The following is a 17,610-nucleotide window of genomic DNA, read 5'->3' as shown; positions in this document are numbered from 1 at the left end:
CCTATCCCCTGTGTGCCTTGGCAGTCTCAGTCGATAACGGCAGCAGTGCCCAGTTCTGTGATCTCGTCTCGAGAGGCCCCGTGCTGGAGTCGCTCGACTGCTTCTTTCGGGCGGCGGCCGAAGACCTTATAGAGGTTCTTGGCGCTGACTGCTATTTCTTCGGTCACGTTCTCCTGAGTGCTCGGCACCATTTGGGCTTTGCTCTTCTCGGTTACGGTCCGGGTTGCAGGCACCTTGCTAGTCATGTGGCTCCCAATTGAGCCAGATGAGAAGGGGAAACATTGTCGGAATGGTTCCAGTGCGAAACAACCGTACGAGCGTCAACCCAACTAGCGGGATGGCGCGCGCGGCCTGAATTCGTAGCACCCGTTCACAGCGCCGAATATGGCGCACCGAGAACCGGGCCGTAAACAAACGTAACCTTTTTGCGGTATTTATGCAGGTTCACGTCGGCCAAATTGGGGACATAACCGGGAGTGTCGGTTGACCGATCCGCGGCACAGCAGGCATCGAGGAGGGTCACTTTTGTTGCCTAGTTGTTACATTAGGAGGTCTAGTTTTCGTCTAGGCAAGCGGGTTGACACAACCTAGCGGGGCGGGCGCACCATGCCCTCTTGCGCGACGCTGGCGATAAGTCGGCCGGCGCGATCGTAGATGCGCCCCAGCGAAAGACCACGCCCGCCAATCGCGTTTGGCGACTCCTGAACGTAGAGCAACCACTCGTCAACGCGAGCCTCACGGTGCCACCACATGGCGTGGTCAAGGCTGGCCACCTTGATGCCGGGAGTCGCCCAGGCCAGACCATGGCGTCGCATGATCGACTCAAGAATCGAATAATCACTGGCGTACGCAAGGGCTGCTCGATGCAAATTCATGTCATCAGGCATAGGACCAACAGATTTGAGCCACACAGCCTGATGGGCAACATGGCCGCCCTCAACCGAAATAAAAATCGGAGAAGGAACGTAGCGCATGTCAAAGGGGCGCTCGGATGCCCAATACCGGGCAACCGGATGATCGAGCTCCGCCAACGATTCTGCGGTAGTCGGCAGCGACTCGGGGTCAGGCAAATCGCTCGGCATCTCGATTTGGTGATCGAGCCCCTCATCCTCGTCTTGGAATGAGGCGATCGCCGAAAGGATCGGAACCCCATCCTGATAGGCCTGGGTGCGCCGGGTTGAAAAGGATCGGCCGTCGTGAATGCGATCCACCGAGAACGTTATGGGGAGGTTGATATCTCCGGGGCGCAAGAAATAGCCGTGCATTGAGTGCACGATTCGGTCTGCAGCGAGAGTGCGCTGAGCGGCAACGAGAGCCTGCGCAAGCACTTGCCCGCCGAACACTCGCCCCTGCGGCATCCATTGGCTTGGTCCAGTAAAAATGTCTTCATTTGTTCGTGCGCCGGTGTCGGTCAGATCGAGGGCAGTTAGAAGCCCAGACATAGGGTCGCTCATGCCTGTAGTTTAGAGGCCTATGACTGGATCGTTTACTTTGGTGGATTCCCTTGCCCTGGGTGATCTGCAGGTCTTCTTGGGCCGCGCTGCTCGCGTCGACGAGGGCTCGGTGCGCCTTATTGGTGGTGCTGGCGTCTTGGCCGTCTACGTATCTGTGCTGCACCCCGCTGGACTGCTCGACCAAAGCCCCACTGTCCTTGGGCTCCGCACCTTCGCGCTGGCATCGAAAGACGATTTTGATGCAGTAGTGCCGGTGCGTTCCCTCCTCGGTCGCATCGAGAGCGCCGTCGAAGCCTCGGCCGACACTTTTGGGGAACCCATCACAGTGAGCTTGCCGATGAGCGTCAGCACCGTCACGTGGGCGGCCATCACGCCCCCGCGCGGTGGCTGGGCGGCCATCGATTCAGTGTCGAGCGAGGTTCTCGAGCAAGCGGCGCGCGAAGGAATCGAAGAGGTCGCCAGCGCGATTCCCGACGGCGTCGGGGAAGCAATCGTGCATAAAGTGCGCACCGAAGTGTGGGGCCGACCGCTCGACGAACCTGATTACTTGCCCGCCGGTGCCGGTTTTGCCGCGGTCAGTCTTGGCTTTCTCGGCGATGACGAAGCGGCTTCGATTTTCGAATCCGGTGCGTGGACGCGGTTGACGACCAAGCGCGGGCACGTGCTCGTGAAGCGCCGCGCTTGGTCGGTGGCCCGCTAGTTAGAAGCTGTTGACCATGGCAGAGACAATGTTCACGATGAACGCAATTGTCACGATAATTCCCAACACTTGGGTTGCGATCCATACCCACAGCGGCGCGAGGCCTTGCCCCGTGCGGCTGCGCACGACAACGGAACGACCAATCACGTAAACGATGTTGCCGATCAAGATGAATGCCCAATGGAATGGCGAGTCGACACCGCGCGCACTGAGCGTTCGGCGATCAAAGATCGCCAACGGAATGCTGGCAAAGTACAGCAGCCAACCAGAAATCGTGACGACAGATAACCGGGATCGGAATACATCCCGAGTTCCGCCTCGAACGTGCCGTCAGTCGGCGCAGCCAACAGAGCATCCGTATTGATCAGAAATATGCTGAAGAGCGAGAGTAATGGCAAAAGGACGATCAACCAGATTTGCCACGTGTTTGTGTTCCCGGCGGCATTCTGCGCTGTAACAGGAGCTGCGTAGGAGTAGTTTGCGGCCGGCGCGTTGGCTGAATAAGGGGCGGCAGCGAACTGCGTTGACGATGGTGTGGCTATCGGCGGTATTGCTGGCGGCGATACGGCCAGCGGGGTTGCGGCTGGCGGGCTGGCGACCGGCGGGCTCGCAACGGGCGGCGTCGAGGTTGGGGCGGCAGCGCTCGGCAGCGGCGTCGCGTCGGCGGGAATCACGTTCGCGGCGGCCCACATTTTTCCGTTCCACCAGCGGGGCGCAGCGCCTCCCGCGGGGTCGGGATACCAGCCGGCAGGGGGAAGGGGAGTTGATGAGTCAGTCACCCTGCGAGTGTACTGGCCAAGTTAGAGGTGGTGATAATTATTCACTCGACGAATGCCCGGTCTCGCCGGATGCTAAACGCGCCACGACGCTTCGACCAGCGGCCCGGCCGCTAAAGAGACAGCCGCCCAAGAATGTTCCCTCGAGAGCGCGATAGCCATGCATACCGCCGCCGCCAAACCCGCTCGCCTCACCGGCCGCCCACAGCCCCGGGAGTGGTGCACCATCCGCGTTGAGGGCCCGCGCCTCTAGATCGGTCTGGATGCCGCCCAAACTTTTGCGGGTCAAGATATTCAGTCTGACCGCAATCAGTGGCCCGGCCTTCGGATCCAGAATGCGGTGAGGCTTGGCCACCCGGATGAGTTTGTCGCCTCGGTAGTTGCGCGCTTGACGAATTGCGTTGATCTGGGAGTCTTTCGAGAATGGGTTGGTGAGCTCGCGATCGCGGGCCTCAATCTCGAGTCGAACCTGCGCGCTGTCGATAGCGACATCTGGGGTGATGGCCTGCATGCCATGAAGCAATTCGTCGAGAGTTTCGGCGACAACAAAGTCGGCGCCGTGCTTCTTGAATGCTTCGACGGGGGCCGCAGCTCCCGTGCCGAGCCGCTGTTTGAGGAGTTCGCGCACGCTCTTGCCGGTCAGGTCGGGGTTCTGTTCGCTGCCCGAGAGCGCGAACTCTTTCTCGATGATCGCTTGAGTGAGCACGAACCACGAGTGTTCGTAGCCGGTGCTGAGAATGTGTTCGAGAGTGCCCAGAGTGTCAAAACCAGGAAATAGGGGCGTCGGCAATCGGTGACCTGTCGCATCGAGCCACACACTTGAGGGGCCAGGCAGAATGCGGATGCCGTGGCGGGGCCACACCGGATCCCAATTGTGAATTCCCTCAACGTAGTGCCACATGCGGTCGCCGTTAATCAGTCGAGCGCCGGCCTTGTGGCTGATGCCGAGCATCCGTCCATCGACGTGGGCGGGGACCCCGCTCAACAGTTTTTTGGGCGCAGGCCCGAGTCGCGCCGGCCATTGGGCGCGCACGAGTTCGTGATTGCCGCCGATGCCACCGCTCGTCACAATCGTGGCGGGAGCACGAAGCTCACAACTGCCAACCACGGTGCGGTTGCTTTCCGCGCCCCTGGCAGCATCATCCGCAGCCAAAATGGCACCGCGCACTCCGACGACTGCGCCGTTCTCAACGACCAGTTCATCGACGCGGTGGCGAAAGTGCAGCGTGGCTAAACCGTCAATAACGCCCTGGCGAACCGCATCGATAAACGGCTGAACGACGGCAGGACCGGTGCCCCACGTCACATGAAAGCGCGGCACCGAGTTGCCGTGTCCGAGCGCCGTGTAACCCCCACGCTCTGCCCAACCGACAACGGGAAAGAAGCCAACACCGCGTTCGAGCAGCCACGATCGTTTTTCGCCAGCAGCAAACTCGAGGTAGGCCTCGGCCCAAAGTCGGGGCCATTCATCTTCTTCGCGATCAAAACCAGCCGTGCCAAACCAGTCTTGACGTGCCAGCTCCAGAGAGTCTTTGATGCCCATGCGGCGCTGCTCGGGAGAGTCGATAAGAAAGAGTCCGCCAAAAGACCACCACGCTTGACCACCCAAGCTGGCCTCAGGCTCTTGCTCGACAACGGCGACCCTCTTGCCTGCAGCAATGAGCTCGGCGGCGGCAACAAGCCCAGAAAGGCCCGCTCCGACAACGATTGCATCGAGTTCGCGCGACTGCGCCATGTGTGGCTCCTTTGACACCGACTTGCTGACAGTATGCCGCGTCATCCGGCAATTTGATGGCAACTTTCGTGTGGCACCTTGTGCACGGTGCGGTGTGTAGGTACGGTCAAAATAACTCCGAGCGACGAGGCTTGGGTCAACTGGTGGTTTACCAACCACGGTTGTGAGGATCGCTCGAGCGCGGCTTACCTGCAGGCGCAACAGCAGATCGGAGGAACGATGAGTACTACCGTGCCCGCAAAAGCCCAAAAAACTGGGGAAAAGAAGCAGAACCCTGAGTTCGTTCAGCTTCTTGACCCGCAAGGAATTCGGCTGGCCGATGACCTTTACGATCCTTGGGTATCGGATGTGACTGGTGACCAGCTCGCGAGCCTCTATGAAGACCTCATCATTGTTCGCCGCATCGACACCGAAGCCACGGCCCTGCAACGTCAGGGCGAGCTCGGCCTCTGGCCGCCGCTGCTCGGCCAAGAAGCCGCTCAAGTCGGTTCTGCTCGCACCTTGCGGCCCGACGACTTCGTGTTCTCCAGCTATCGCGAGAACGCTGTCGCCTATTGCCGCGGCGTTAAGCTGCCCGATCTGGTTCGGGTCTGGCGCGGTACTGCCGCGTCGGGGTGGGATCCGTTCTCAGTCGGAATGGCAACGCCGGCAGTAATCATCGGCGCTCAAACTCTGCATGCCACCGGCTATGCGGTCGGTTGCAAGATGGATGGCGCTGACAGCGTTGCCGTGGCCTACTTTGGCGATGGCGCCACAAGCGAGGGCGACGTCAGCGAGGCAATGATCTTCGCCGCCTCGTTTAAAGCTCCCGTCATTTTCTTCTGCCAAAACAACCAGTGGGCAATTTCTGAGCCGGTGGGATTGCAAGCCCAGCGACCCATTGCCGATCGGGCGCCCGGTTTCGGGATCCCGAGCATCCGAGTTGATGGCAACGATGTTCTCGCCGTAATGGCGGCAACACGCAGCGCCCTTGATCGTGCCCGCAATGGCGGTGGCCCCACGTTCATCGAAGCGGTCACGTACCGTCGCGGACCGCACACCACCTCTGACGACCCCAGCCGCTATGTCGACCCTGTGGTCGCGAAAGAGTGGGAAGCGCGTGACCCGATCATGCGGGTTGAAGCCTTTTTGCGCAGTGAAGGGGTGCTGACTGACGAGCTGGCGGCATCCATCCAAGATCGGGCAGATCAGGTGGCGGCAGAGTTCCGTGCCGGATGCCTCGGGCTCAAGAACCCGGAACCGCTCAGCGTGTTCGACAACGTGTACGCCACGGAGCACACAGGAATTGCACGCCAGAAAAGCCAGTACAAGGCGTATCTAGAGGGGTTTGACAAATGACTGAGCTAACTCTCGCAAAAGCTCTCGGTTCTGGGCTGCGTCGAGCACTCACCGACGATGACAAGGTCGTTTTGCTCGGTGAAGATATCGGAAAGTTGGGTGGCGTTTTTCGGGTGACCGATGGACTCCAGCGCGACTTCGGGCCTGATCGAGTGATCGATACTCCGCTCGCTGAAGCGGGCATTATTGGCATGGCTGTTGGGCTTGCCTTCCGTGGTTATCGCCCGGTGTGCGAGATTCAATTCGACGGGTTTATTTATCCGGGCTTCGATCAGATTGTTGCCCAGGTGGCCAAGCTGCACTATCGCACGGCCGGAAATGTGCGGATGCCGCTGACGATTCGTGTTCCCTATGGCGGAGGTATTGGCGCGGTTGAGCACCACTCTGAATCGCCAGAGGCGTACTTTGCCCACACGGCCGGATTGCGCGTGGTGACGTGTTCTACTCCGCAGGATGCCCACAGCATGCTGCGGGAAGCAATTGCTTCGGATGACCCGGTGCTGTTCTTTGAACCTAAGCGACGTTATTGGACCAAGGGCGACGTTGACGAAGACGCTGTTGGTCTGCCCATGGGCAAGGCACGCGTTGTCGTTGAGGGAACGGATGTGACCCTCGTGACGTATGGCCCGCTTGTTGCTACCGCTCTGGATGCCGCAGTGGCGGCAGCTGATGACGGTATCTCTATTGAGGTGATTGATTTGCGTTCGCTCTCTCCGGTCGACTTCGACACTGTTGCGGCGAGTGTGCAGAAGACGGGGCGGCTCGTGATCACCCACGAAGCATCGGAATCGGGCGGGTTGGGTGCTGAGATTGCGGCAACGTTGACTGACCGCTGTTTCTACTATCTTGAGTCGGCTCCGGTGCGGATCACTGGTTTTGATGTGCCGTATCCGGCCGCAAGTTGGAGGATCATTTCTTGCCAGATCTTGACCGCATTCTTGATGGGGTTGATCGTGCGCTTGGTCGTGTGAATTCGCTCACCGGTTGGAGCGCGTGATGGTTGTCAAGGAGTTTGCTTTGCCCGATTTGGGGGAGGGCCTTACTGAGTCTGAGATCGTTGAGTGGCATGTTGCTGTTGGCGATACGGTCACGTTGAATCAGCCCATTGCTGAAGTGGAGACGGCGAAAGCGATTGTCTCGTTACCGTCACCGCTGGCGGGCAAGATTTCGGCGCTTCATGCTGAGCCTGGCGCGACCGTGATGGTAGGCAGCCGGATTGTGACGTTTGAGCTTGAGGGCGCTGCTGGCGAGAGCGGACGTGCTGGCGACAGCGGTGCTGCTGCGGGGAGTGAGCCCGAAAAAGCAGCTCCTGCTGCTCAGTCGGAGAGTTCAGAGGCCGGGAGTGTCTCTGCCGCTCCCGAACGCAACTCGGTGCTGGTGGGCTATGGTCCTGCGGTCGAGACAGGCAAACGGCCCACTCGTAAGCCGCGCACAGCGCAAGCGGCTGTGGCTGTGGCTGCGGAGACGCCGGATGCTGCTCCGGCTGAGGTCGCACCTGCTGCTGTAACGCCTACTTCGGTAACGCCTACTGAGGCTCGTACGAAGACCACTCCGCCGGTGCGCAAGCTTGCTCAGGATCTCGGGATAGACCTCACGCGGGTTCCGGGCACCGGGCCAGATGGCGTTATCACTCGTGACGATGTCACGAACGCCGCAAACGCTGGCACCAGCACGTCTGGTTCCGCACGGGCGGCAGCGGTCGCGTCGAACGATTCGAAGTCAGACCAAGGCGCAACGCCAAGCTCAGCGTCAAGCGGCGCGTCAGGCACGATGGCGGGTAGGCCACGCGAGCAGCGAACTCCTATCAAGTCGGTTCGCAAAGCTACTGCGGCGGCCATGGTGACGAGCGCCTTCACCGCACCGCACGTCACCGAGTTTCTGACGATTGATGTGACGCGCACGATCGAACTCGTGGCGCGCTTGAAGGCGGGAGGCAGTGCGGCTTCGGTGCTTGCGGTGATCGCAAAGGCGCTGTGCATCGGTGTCGGGCGCAATCCGTCGCTGAATTCACGTTGGGACGCTGAGGCGAACGAAATCGTCGAATTCGGCTACGTAAATCTGGGGATCGCGGTGGCAACACCGCGGGGTCTCATGGTTCCGAATCTGAAGGATGCGGATGCGATGACGCTCGCTGAGCTGACCGAGGCGATCGGCACGATGGCTCGCGACGCTCGCGCCAGCAAAGCCACTCCCGCTTCGCTGAGCGGCGGAACGATCTCCATCACCAATGTTGGTGTCTTCGGCATCGATGCTGGCACCCCCATCCTGAATCCCGGTGAAGCCGCGATTTTGGCCATGGGTGCTGTACGCAAGTTGCCATGGGAATACCAGGGTGAGGTCGCTCTTCGCGATGTCATGACGTTGAGTCTGTCGTTCGATCACCGGCTCGTCGATGGCGAGCAGGGTGCCCGGTTCCTCACCGATGTTGGGGCGATTCTGAGTGACCCCGGCACTGTCCTGAGCATGGTGTGACATTAGGGGTGGCCACAACAGGTAAGAATGGTCTTATGACCGAGAATCTCGACCCTGCTGCGGCCACCACTACTTCGCGTCGTTCGCGACGCTTACTGTGGGCAATTTTGCGCTCGCAGCGTTTGTGGTCGCGGCCGATCAGCTGAGCAAGTGGTGGGCCGAAACCAACCTTGGTGATGGAAAAAACATCCCCATCATCGGCGATCTTTTGTCGTTCCAGCTCGTTTACAACCCCGGTGCGGCCTTCTCCATCGGCGAAGAATTCACGTGGGTGCTCACCATTATTGCGGCGCTCGCCGTAGTGGCGATTACTTGGTACGCGTCACAGGTTGAGTCGCGGGCGTGGGGCGTCGCCCTGGGAATGCTGTTGGGTGGGGCGATAACTCACCTCGGAGATCGCCTCTTTCGCGATCCTGGATTTGCTCGCGGCCACGTCGTGGACTTCATTAACTACAACGGCTACTTCATCGGCAACATCGCTGACATTGCGTTGGTGGGCGGTGCCATTATGATCGTGGTCATCTCGCTCATGGGCATTGCCAGCAAACCTGAGCCTGTTGTTGTCAGTGCTGCGGATGCCTCGGATAGTGCGGATGCCTCGGATGCCGCGGCGAAGGATTCAGCAGCAGAATGACCGACCTCAGCCTGCGCATGCCCAACACGCGCCTGCGGGCCGTGCTCGACCTCGGCACGCGACGCGTTCCCGCGCTGCCGCTGCCGTCGGCCCTCACGCATCCGCAACTTTTCATCGACTGGGATGACGACGGCCAGTTGAGCGATCTGCACGCCGAGTACCCGAACGGCCAACTGCATCTCGAGCTGAACGATGCCGAGGTCAACCATCACTTTCACAACCCGGCGGGTGAACATCGCGGCTCAAGCCCGTGGTCGGGTGACGACACCAGCATGCTCCTGCAGTGGGCGATTACGTTGGCCCACGATTTTCGAGCGCTCATGCCTAAAGTGCTTGACGATATTTCTCAGGCTGCGGCGTGGCACGACGCCGGCTTTGACTTGTACATTTGCGAGGTTGAAGAGCCTGTGCAGCTGGAGCTCTTAGAAGTCGAGGTCGAGGGAGAGCTGTTGACATTGCCGTGGCTTGGTGCCGGCAGTGTGACGCACGACCACATCGACGGCGAGAATCATCCGATCGCCCTCGCGTGGGGCGCTGGCGAGTCCGAGCCGGATCAGCCGATCGCTGAAGCCTGGACAGATCCCGCGACAGGATTGCCCCGCTCGAAAGCGTTGCCCGGAATCGACTGGAACATGATCGGCCTCCCCGCAGACGAAGTATTGCCGTGGCTTGAGGGAATCTACCTCAACCACCATGTGATTCCGGATGCCGAGGGCACCCTTCTGAGCGCAGTTCTCCAGCGTCTCGGTGGCCTCGACCCGTCCTAACTTTCGCCACACACCACGAAGGGCCTGCGACTAATCAGTCGCAGGCCCTTTGTGGTGGGGGAGGTGTGCAGGGTGAGGCTTACTCCTCGGTATCGCTTTCGCTGGTGGCGTCGCTGCTCTCGTCAGCGGCGGCACCGCGGTGGCCCATCTGGCCGCGGTCTCCGCGGTCGGCACGATCCCCGCGGTTGCTGTTGCCGGCGTCGGGGTTAGCTTCACGCTCGGCCTCGTGCTCGGCGCGAAGTTCGGTGAGGGCAGCGGTGAGAGTGTCTTCGTCCACGTTGAGTTCAGCAGCAAACGAGGTTACGAAGGCTGTTTGGTGAGCATCCTTCGCCGCGGTTCGTTCCTCCTCGGTCGCGTCGGAACCAAGGCGTTCGGGGCGCTCGGAACTGTCGCGCAACGCGGTGAGCGCTGCAGAGACATCGGCTTCGGTCAGGTCGAGCTTGGTGGCGAGGCCCGCTGCGTCGAGTCCACGACCGTGTCCGCGGCCAGCGCGCTCACCATCTGCGGTGCTGTCCGCGGTGGTGTCGGTGGTGCTGGCCGAGGCCACCGCGGTGGAAATAGCGGTGCTGGCGGTGTCGATGGAGGCAGCTTGGGCGGGCAAAGCAATGCCCAGTCCGACGCACGAGGCCAGCACTACGCCGGCTGCTCCGGTGATCAGTTTCTTGTTCATTGTTAATCCTTTTCGTCCTGTCCGGAATCTCCGGTGTACGAAATCAACAGTGCGACTGGTGGCTATCAAACCCCTATGGCGACGCCGCGAGGGCGGTGGGCAAATGCTGGGGTCTCGCCTGACGAAGAGCAGCTAGGCGTCGAGGGCGGCCAACGCCATCCGCTCGAGTACGGCACGCGTCGCGCCGGCGCGCCCGCTGTGGGGAGTGGAGTTGATGAGCCCGAACGTGGCGTGAGCGCGCGTGCGCAGCTCGGTGGTTGCGGCATCCGGATGCAGGCGGGCCAGCGTGGCCACCCACTGCTCGACGTAGCTGCGCTGCAGGGCGCGCACCTCGTGGCGGTCGTCGTCGGTGAGGCTGTCGAGGTCGCGATCTTGCACACGGATGACGTTGGCATTGCGGAGCGCGAATTCAACATGAAACTGAACAAGGTTTTCGAGCGCGGCGCGTGCCGTGGGGGCGTGCTCGATCACGGTCTGGGCTCCGGCGCACAGGCTGGAGCTGGCATCCACGAGTATTGCGGCGAGCACGTCTTGTTTGCCGTCGAAGTGGCGGTAGACGGCGGGGCCGCTCACGCCGGCAGCGGCACCGAGTTCTTCGAGCGAGACACGAGTGAAGCCGCGCTCGGCGAAGAGGCTGGCGGCGGCGTCGAGCAGCGCCTCGCGGCGGTCGGCCTTCGCTTGGCTTCGCGGAGTTGGCGTCTCGTTCATGTTCTGAGTCTAGACAGTTCGGTTAATGCTCGCTAACCTAAATTGAGTTAGTAGTGACTAACCCAGTGGCCACAAGCTACGCAGAACGAAGGTGTTCGATGGAGAAGATTTCCTCGGCCGCTCAACCGTCCCACCCGACGTTTGCGGCTAACGAAGAGTCAATGCGCGGCCTTGTCGAGCAATTGCGCGAACGACTCGCGACGACGGCTCTCGGTGGCTCAGAGAAATCTCGCGAACGCCACGTCTCCCGCGGCAAGCTGCTTCCTCGCGACCGCGTCGATGAACTGCTCGACGAGGGCAGCCCCTTCATCGAGATCGCCCCACTCGCCGCGAATGGAATCTACGACGACCAAGCTCCCGGAGCTGGCGTGATTGCCGGTATCGGCCTCATCCACTCTCGCCCCGTGCTCGTGATCTCGAACGACGCGACGGTTAAGGGCGGCACCTACTTTCCGCTCACGGTCAAGAAGCATTTGCGGGCGCAAGAGATTGCGTTCGAGAACAAGCTGCCGTGCGTTTACCTCGTGGACTCGGGCGGTGCGTTCTTGCCGATGCAAGACGAGGTCTTTCCCGACCGCGACCACTTCGGGCGCATCTTCTACAACCAAGCTCGGCTCTCGGCGGCCGGCATCCCGCAGATCGCTTCGGTCATGGGCTCCTGCACCGCGGGGGGAGCGTACGTGCCCGCGATGAGCGACGAAACGATCATCGTTCGCAATCAGGGCACGATCTTTCTGGGCGGCCCGCCGCTCGTGAAGGCCGCGATCGGCGAGATCGTCACGGCCGAAGAGCTCGGCGGGGGAGACGTGCACGCCCGCACTTCGGGCGTTACCGATCACCTCGCCGACGACGATCGCCATGCGCTTGAAATTGTGCGGGACATCATCAAGACGATCCCCAAGCCTGCCGCTCCCGCGTGGGATGTTGTCGCCTCGCGGCCTCCCGCCGTGAACCCCGACGAGCTCTACGGGGTTGTGCCGACCGACGTGCAGAGCCCGTACGAAGTGCGCGAAGTTATCGCGCGGCTCGTCGACGGCAGCGAGTTCCACGAGTTCAAGAAGGAATACGGCACGACGCTCATCACCGGGTTCGCGACGCTGCACGGGCATCCGGTCGGCATCGTCGCCAATGCCGGGGTGCTGTTCAGCGAGTCGGCGCTCAAGGGCGCTCACTTCATCGAACTGTGCGATCAGCGCGGCGTCCCGCTGCTGTTCCTACAGAACATTTCGGGCTTCATGGTCGGCAAGGAATATGAGGCCGGCGGCATCGCCAAGAATGGCGCCAAGATGGTGACTGCGGTGGCCACGACGCGCGTTCCCAAGTTCACGGTCGTGATCGGCGGCTCGTTCGGTGCCGGCAACTACTCGATGTGCGGCCGCTCGTATTCGCCGCGCTTCTTGTGGATGTGGCCCAACGCCCGCATCTCGGTCATGGGCGGCCCCCAGGCTGCTGCCGTGCTCTCCACGGTGCGCCGCGATCAGCTTGGTGAAGACGCCTTCACCGACGACGACAAGGTCGAGTTCGAGAAGCCCATCCGCGAGCAGTACGAACGCCAGGGCAGCCCCTACTATTCGACAGCTCGCCTCTGGGATGACGGAATCATTGACCCCAAGGACACGAGAGACGTGCTCGGCATGGCCCTCGATATCGCCGCGGCCACCCCGCTGCCCGACCCGGGCTTCGGCCTCTTCCGGATGTGATGGCGATGTTCTCTGCTGTTTTGGTCGCCAATCGTGGCGAAATTTCCTGTCGCATCACGCGCACCCTGCACTCCATGGGCATCCGCTCGATTGCGGTGTACACCGAGCACGATCGTGACGCAAAGCACGTTCGAGTCGCGGATGCCGCGGTGCTGATCGATAGCTACCTCTCGGTCGAATCGATCGTCGCTGCCGCGCATGCCGTTTCGGGCATGAGCGCCGACGCGATTCACCCCGGCTATGGCTTCCTCTCCGAAAACGCGTCCCTCGCCGAGGCCTGTGCCGCCGCTGGAATCACGTTCATCGGCCCCGGTGTCGAGGCGCTCGAGATCATGGGCGACAAGATTGCGTCGAAGAAGCACGTCACGGAGCGTGGCGTTGCCGTTATCCCCGGCATCGCTGAGCCCGGCATGACGAACGACGATCTCGTGGCTGCTGCTGCCGAGGTCGGGTTCCCGTTGCTGATCAAGCCGTCAGCGGGCGGCGGTGGCAAGGGCATGACGATCGTGCGCGAGCGCGATGCTGTTGCCGGTGCGCTTGACTCCGCTCGCCGCGTGGCCAGTGCTGCGTTCGGCGACGACACTCTCTTTCTCGAACGCCTCGTAGAGAAGCCCCGCCACATCGAGGTGCAGGTGCTGGCTGACAGCCACGGCGCCACGATTCACTTGGGCGAGCGCGAGTGTTCGCTGCAGCGCCGCCACCAGAAGATCATCGAAGAAGCCCCTTCACCGTTGCTCGATGAGGCCACGCGTCAGCGCATCGGTGAAGCAGCCTGCGAGGTCGCGCGCAGCGTGAACTACGTGGGCGCGGGAACCGTCGAGTTCCTCGTCTCCGACAATGCCCCCGACGAGTTCTTCTTTATGGAGATGAACACTCGACTGCAAGTGGAGCATCCCGTCACTGAAATGGTCACCGGGATTGACCTCGTGGAGTGGCAAGTGCGCATCGCCGCCGGCGAGAAGCTCACGGTGGAGACGCCAGTGCTTACCGGCCACTCGGTTGAGGCGCGCATCTACTCCGAAGATCCCGCCAACGACTTCCTACCCTCGGCCGGTCAGATCGTCGCGCTTCACGAAGCGAACGATGTGCGCGTCGACAGCTCCCTAGTCGAGGGCGGCACAGTCTCCGCCAACTACGACCCCATGCTCGCGAAGGTCATTTCGCACGCGGCAACGCGCGACGAAGCTCTCACGAAACTCGACCGTGCCCTCGCCGACACCGTCATCCTCGGCGTCACGACGAACATCGAATTCCTCCGCGCTCTGCTCAACCGCGACGACGTGCGCGCGGGCGACCTCGACACGGGCCTCATCGAGCGGGCGCTGGCCGAGATCGAGTTCGCCGCCCCGACTCCGGCGGTGCTCGCAGCGGCGGCTCTGAGCATCCACTCCGAGCGTTGGATGCCGGGCTCACCCTGGCAACGCCCCTCCGGTTGGCGCGTGGGAAACCATCGCCCGGCCCGCTACCGTCTCGCGAGTGCGGGGCAGGTGCACGAGGTTCTGGTTGCCGGCCCGCCCGACGCAGCGGAAGTGACGATCGACGGCACGACCACCCCGGCTCGCCTGACGACCACCGGTATCGAGTGGGGCACGCAGAGCATCCGCCTCACGATCGAAATAGTTGACGCCACGGTGTGGATTGGGCAGGAGGGCACTTCCTGGGCTCTCACTGCGCAGTCCCGCGCCGAGTCACTGGCAGCGCACCGCGCCACTCTCGCAAGAGTCGCCGGCGTCATCGATCCCGAACTGCGTTCGCCCATGCCCGGCACCGTTGTCGCTGTCGCCGTCGCGCACGGTGACACCGTGACGGCCGGTCAGACGGTGCTCACGATTGAAGCCATGAAGATGGAACACCCCGTTGTCGCAACCCTCGATGGGGTTGTCGACATCAGTTTGAAGCCTGGCGATCTGGTCACCCGCGATCAGATCGTTGCCCGAATCGAATCGCCACAAGCGAGCACTGAAGGAGAAACCTCATGAGTCACGACGCTACCCGCGGCGAAATCACCCACCTCGGCCTCACCGATGAGCAGCTGAAGTTGAGCGCTGACGTGCGCGATTTCGCTGACAAGGTTGTTGCTCCGGCAGCGTATGAGTACGACACGAAGCGGGAACTGCCCTACGGCATCATCGCTCAGATGGGGGAGATGGGGCTGTTCGGTCTGCCGTTCCCCAAGGAGTTCGGCGGGCAGGGCAAGGACTATGTGTCGCTGTGCATCGCGATTGAGCAGCTTGCTCGGGTCGACCAGTCGATCGCGGTCACGCTCGAGGCCGGCATCGGTCTTGGCGCCATGCCGATCTTCAAGCACGGCAGCGAAGAGCAGAAGCAGCAGTGGGTTCCGATGCTCGCGCGCGGTGAAGCTCTCGCTGGTTTCGGTCTGACTGAAGCGGATGCTGGCTCCGACGCTGCGGGAACCAAGACCACTGCTGAGCTCGTCGATGGCGAATGGGTCATCAATGGAACGAAGCAGTTCATCACTAACTCGGGTAGCGAGATCACGAAGGTCGTGACGGTCACGGCGGTCACGGGTCGTCGCGAGAACGGCCGGCCTGAGCTGAGCGCCATCCTCGTTCCGAACGGCACGCCGGGGTTCACGGTGCACCCGCCCTACGACAAGGTCGGCTGGCACACGTCTGACACGCATCCGCTCTCGTTCGACAACGTGCGCGTTCCCGAAGCGAACCTGATGGGGGAGCGCGGCCGTGGTTTCGCGAACTTCATTGAGGCTCTGGATGAGGGTCGCGTCGCGTTCTCGGCACTCTGCACGGGTGCCGCTCAAGGTTGCCTGGAGGAGTCGATCCGCTACGCCAACGAGCGTCACGTCTTCGGCCGTTCGATCGGTTCGAACCAGCACATTGCGTTCAAGATTGCGCGGATGCAGGCCCGAGTTCACTCGGCACGCTTGGCAACCTACGACGCAGCCCGCAAACTGGTGGCCGGAGTTCCTTTCAAGATGGAGGCGAGCTTGGCGAAAATGATCAGCAGCGAGGCGGCCATGGATAACGCTCGGGATGCCACCCAAATCTTTGGGGGCTATGGCTTCATGAACGAGAACCCTGTCGCTCGCCACTACCGCGACTCGAAGGTGCTGGAGCTCGGTGAGGGCACCACTGAGGTGCAGATGATGGTCATTGCTCGTGAGCTGGGGTTTGCGACCCTATGACCGGCAAACGTATTCAGCAGCGCGGCCTCTGGTTCGACGAGTTCGAGCAGGGCGCGGTCTATCTGCACGCGCCCGGCCGCACTGTCACCGAGGCCGACAACGTTCTCTTCACGACGATGACGATGAACACCCAGTCGTTGCATTTGGATGCCGCGTGGTCAGAGCAGCAGCCTTTCGGGCAGCGTTTGGTGAACTCGATGTTCACGCTCTCGACAATGGTGGGGGCATCCGTGGCTCAACTGACGCAGGGCACGATTGTGGCGAACTTGGGCTTCACAGAGGTCAACTTTCCGCATCCGCTCTATCACGGCGACACGATGTATTCCGAGTCTGAGGTGCTGGAGAAGCGGCTCTCGAAGTCGCGCCCCGGCCAGGGAATCATTTCGTTGCGGCACACGGCCAAGAATCAGGACGGTGTTGTGGTGGCTGTCGCAACCCGTTCGGTGATGGTCTGGACTGAGGAGGGCGCACCGTGAGCTTCACATTAGGGCCGTCGATTCTGTTTGTTCCGGGCGATCGCCCCGACCGTTATACCAAGGCGCTTGAACGCGCGGATGCCATCATCATCGACCTTGAGGATGCCGTTGCCAGTGTCGACAAGGCTGCGGCCCGCGCTGCTCTGATCGCGAACCCGATGGATCCGGCCCGTACGATCGTGCGACTGAATCCGGCGGGCACCGAGGATCACGACAGTGACCTGGAGGCGTTGGAGCAGACGGAGTACCGCACGGTGATGCTCTCGAAGTCGGAGTCGGTTGCTGACTTCGATGCGCTCACTGATCTCGACGTGATCGCCCTGTGCGAGACGGCGCGGGGTGTGCTGGCAGCCACAAGTTTGGCGGCGCTGGACTGCGTGGTTGCCCTCATGTGGGGTGCCGAAGATTTGGTGGCGTCGCTCGGCGGCTCCTCCTCGCGCGAAGATTCCGGCCCCTACCGTGGTGTCGCGCTGCATGCGCGCTCGTCGGTGTTGCTCGCGGCCGGAGCCTACTCAAAGGCCGTGATCGACGCAGTGCATCTCGACATTGCCGACACCGATGGTCTGGCTGCTGAGGCTCGGGATGCCGCAGCACTCGGGTTCACGGCAACTGCCTGCATTCATCCCTCTCAAGTGGCCATCGTGCGCGAAAGCTATGCGCCCACGGTCGAGCAAATCGGCTCAGCCCGAGCACTTCTCGCCGCCGCGGAATCGCAGCCCGGCGTCTTCAGCTTCGAGGGCCGTATGGTCGACGGGCCCATCCTGCGGCATGCGGAGTGCGTGGTAGCGCGGGCGGGGTTGCGCGAGGGTTAGGCGCACCAGATTGCTCCAGGATCTGACTGCTATCGGCTCACTAACACTCACGCAAGGTCCGCTCATGCTCAGTTTCGAGCGGCCCGAGCAGAAATAGGAAGTGTTTGGCTTGTGCAGTGGAAATTTACTCGTTCGTGGTGATTGTGAAGTCCGCGCATAAATGTCGCTTGATTCGGAGAAGGTCCCTTGCTACTAGCAAGTAGGT

The 17,610-nt window shown here is 61.8% G+C and carries 17 protein-coding genes and 1 pseudogene; 11 read left to right on the top strand and 7 right to left on the bottom strand.

The features are described 5' to 3' along the window. Nucleotides 1-370: 370 nt before the first annotated feature. The gene (locus ON14_RS15780; RefSeq protein ID WP_158000066.1) at nucleotides 371-523 is read right to left on the bottom strand and encodes a hypothetical protein; all 153 of its coding nucleotides are present in this window, start codon (nucleotides 521-523) and stop codon (nucleotides 371-373) included. Between the two features lie 64 nt (nucleotides 524-587). Further along, a complete protein-coding gene (locus tag ON14_RS03215; RefSeq protein ID WP_010203115.1) occupies nucleotides 588-1,442 on the bottom strand; it encodes an acyl-CoA thioesterase domain-containing protein in 855 nt (284 codons plus the stop codon). Between the two features lie 31 nt (nucleotides 1,443-1,473). Here ON14_RS03215 and ON14_RS03210 point away from each other — a divergent pair, with 31 nt between their 5' ends. After that, nucleotides 1,474-2,154, top strand: a complete 681-nt coding sequence (locus ON14_RS03210) for a hypothetical protein (RefSeq protein ID WP_010203114.1) — start codon at nucleotides 1,474-1,476, stop codon at nucleotides 2,152-2,154. Here the strand turns inward: ON14_RS03210 and ON14_RS15775 are convergent, their stop codons facing one another. The 3 genes from ON14_RS15775 to ON14_RS03195 are packed head-to-tail and all read right to left on the bottom strand — an operon-like array spanning nucleotide 2,155 to nucleotide 4,665. After that, a complete protein-coding gene (locus ON14_RS15775) occupies nucleotides 2,155-2,322 on the bottom strand; it encodes a hypothetical protein (RefSeq protein WP_158000065.1) in 168 nt (55 codons plus the stop codon). Further along, nucleotides 2,319-2,933 (bottom strand): DUF2510 domain-containing protein, encoded by a 615-nt coding sequence (locus ON14_RS15630; protein WP_141629914.1) that lies wholly within the window; start codon nucleotides 2,931-2,933, stop codon nucleotides 2,319-2,321. The genes ON14_RS15775 and ON14_RS15630 overlap by 4 nt, the downstream gene beginning before the upstream one ends. Nucleotides 2,934-2,970: 37 nt before the next feature. Continuing rightward, nucleotides 2,971-4,665: an FAD-binding dehydrogenase gene (locus ON14_RS03195; protein WP_010203110.1), complete on the bottom strand. Its 1,695-nt coding sequence runs from the start codon at nucleotides 4,663-4,665 to the stop codon at nucleotides 2,971-2,973. Nucleotides 4,666-4,884: 219 nt separating this feature from the next. Here ON14_RS03195 and pdhA point away from each other — a divergent pair, with 219 nt between their 5' ends. The 5 genes and pseudogenes from pdhA (at nucleotide 4,885) to ON14_RS03170 (ending at nucleotide 9,876) form a co-directional block, all read left to right on the top strand. Then, entirely contained in the window at nucleotides 4,885-6,003 is a 1,119-nt protein-coding gene (gene pdhA / locus ON14_RS03190; RefSeq protein WP_010203109.1) for a pyruvate dehydrogenase (acetyl-transferring) E1 component subunit alpha, read from the top strand. After that, nucleotides 6,000-7,000: pseudogene (locus ON14_RS03185) on the top strand (alpha-ketoacid dehydrogenase subunit beta). Before pdhA ends, ON14_RS03185 begins: the two are co-directional and overlap by 4 nt. Further along, nucleotides 7,000-8,475 (top strand): dihydrolipoamide acetyltransferase family protein, encoded by a 1,476-nt coding sequence (locus ON14_RS03180; RefSeq protein ID WP_010203106.1) that lies wholly within the window; start codon nucleotides 7,000-7,002, stop codon nucleotides 8,473-8,475. The pseudogene ON14_RS03185 and the gene ON14_RS03180 overlap by 1 nt, the downstream one beginning before the upstream one ends. 97 nt (nucleotides 8,476-8,572) lie before the next feature. Beyond that, nucleotides 8,573-9,109, top strand: coding sequence for a signal peptidase II (locus tag ON14_RS03175; protein ID WP_010203105.1), 537 nt, complete (start codon nucleotides 8,573-8,575; stop codon nucleotides 9,107-9,109). Then, complete coding sequence (locus ON14_RS03170; RefSeq protein WP_010203103.1) at nucleotides 9,106-9,876, top strand: hypothetical protein; 771 nt, start codon at nucleotides 9,106-9,108, stop codon at nucleotides 9,874-9,876. The genes ON14_RS03175 and ON14_RS03170 overlap by 4 nt, the downstream gene beginning before the upstream one ends. Nucleotides 9,877-9,955: 79 nt before the next feature. Here the strand turns inward: ON14_RS03170 and ON14_RS03165 are convergent, their stop codons facing one another. Beyond that, on the bottom strand, nucleotides 9,956-10,546 hold the full coding sequence (locus ON14_RS03165; protein WP_010203102.1) for a hypothetical protein: 591 nt from the start codon (nucleotides 10,544-10,546) through the stop codon (nucleotides 9,956-9,958). A 132-nt stretch (nucleotides 10,547-10,678) separates the two neighbouring features. Further along, complete coding sequence (locus ON14_RS03160) at nucleotides 10,679-11,254, bottom strand: TetR/AcrR family transcriptional regulator (protein ID WP_010203101.1); 576 nt, start codon at nucleotides 11,252-11,254, stop codon at nucleotides 10,679-10,681. A gap of 98 nt (nucleotides 11,255-11,352) precedes the next feature. Here ON14_RS03160 and ON14_RS03155 point away from each other — a divergent pair, with 98 nt between their 5' ends. From ON14_RS03155 to ON14_RS03135, 5 genes are read left to right on the top strand one after another with little or no spacing between them, the layout of a single operon-like run. Continuing rightward, the gene (locus tag ON14_RS03155) at nucleotides 11,353-12,954 is read left to right on the top strand and encodes a carboxyl transferase domain-containing protein (protein ID WP_010203100.1); all 1,602 of its coding nucleotides are present in this window, start codon (nucleotides 11,353-11,355) and stop codon (nucleotides 12,952-12,954) included. A 5-nt stretch (nucleotides 12,955-12,959) separates the two neighbouring features. Next, nucleotides 12,960-14,933, top strand: coding sequence for an acetyl/propionyl/methylcrotonyl-CoA carboxylase subunit alpha (locus tag ON14_RS03150; protein WP_141629912.1), 1,974 nt, complete (start codon nucleotides 12,960-12,962; stop codon nucleotides 14,931-14,933). Further along, nucleotides 14,930-16,117, top strand: a complete 1,188-nt coding sequence (locus ON14_RS03145; RefSeq protein ID WP_010203098.1) for an acyl-CoA dehydrogenase family protein — start codon at nucleotides 14,930-14,932, stop codon at nucleotides 16,115-16,117. Before ON14_RS03150 ends, ON14_RS03145 begins: the two co-directional genes overlap by 4 nt. Then, nucleotides 16,114-16,593, top strand: coding sequence for a MaoC family dehydratase (locus ON14_RS03140; protein ID WP_010203097.1), 480 nt, complete (start codon nucleotides 16,114-16,116; stop codon nucleotides 16,591-16,593). Before ON14_RS03145 ends, ON14_RS03140 begins: the two co-directional genes overlap by 4 nt. Next, nucleotides 16,590-17,405, top strand: coding sequence for an HpcH/HpaI aldolase/citrate lyase family protein (locus ON14_RS03135; RefSeq protein ID WP_010203096.1), 816 nt, complete (start codon nucleotides 16,590-16,592; stop codon nucleotides 17,403-17,405). The genes ON14_RS03140 and ON14_RS03135 overlap by 4 nt, the downstream gene beginning before the upstream one ends. Nucleotides 17,406-17,610: the final 205 nt, after the last annotated feature.

Origin of the sequence: Salinibacterium sp. PAMC 21357 (assembly GCF_000247645.1) — a bacterium.
Lineage (GTDB): Bacteria > Actinomycetota > Actinomycetes > Actinomycetales > Microbacteriaceae > Rhodoglobus.
Note: the sequence above shows the minus strand (reverse complement) of the source record. Positions and strands in the feature narration are given on the sequence as shown.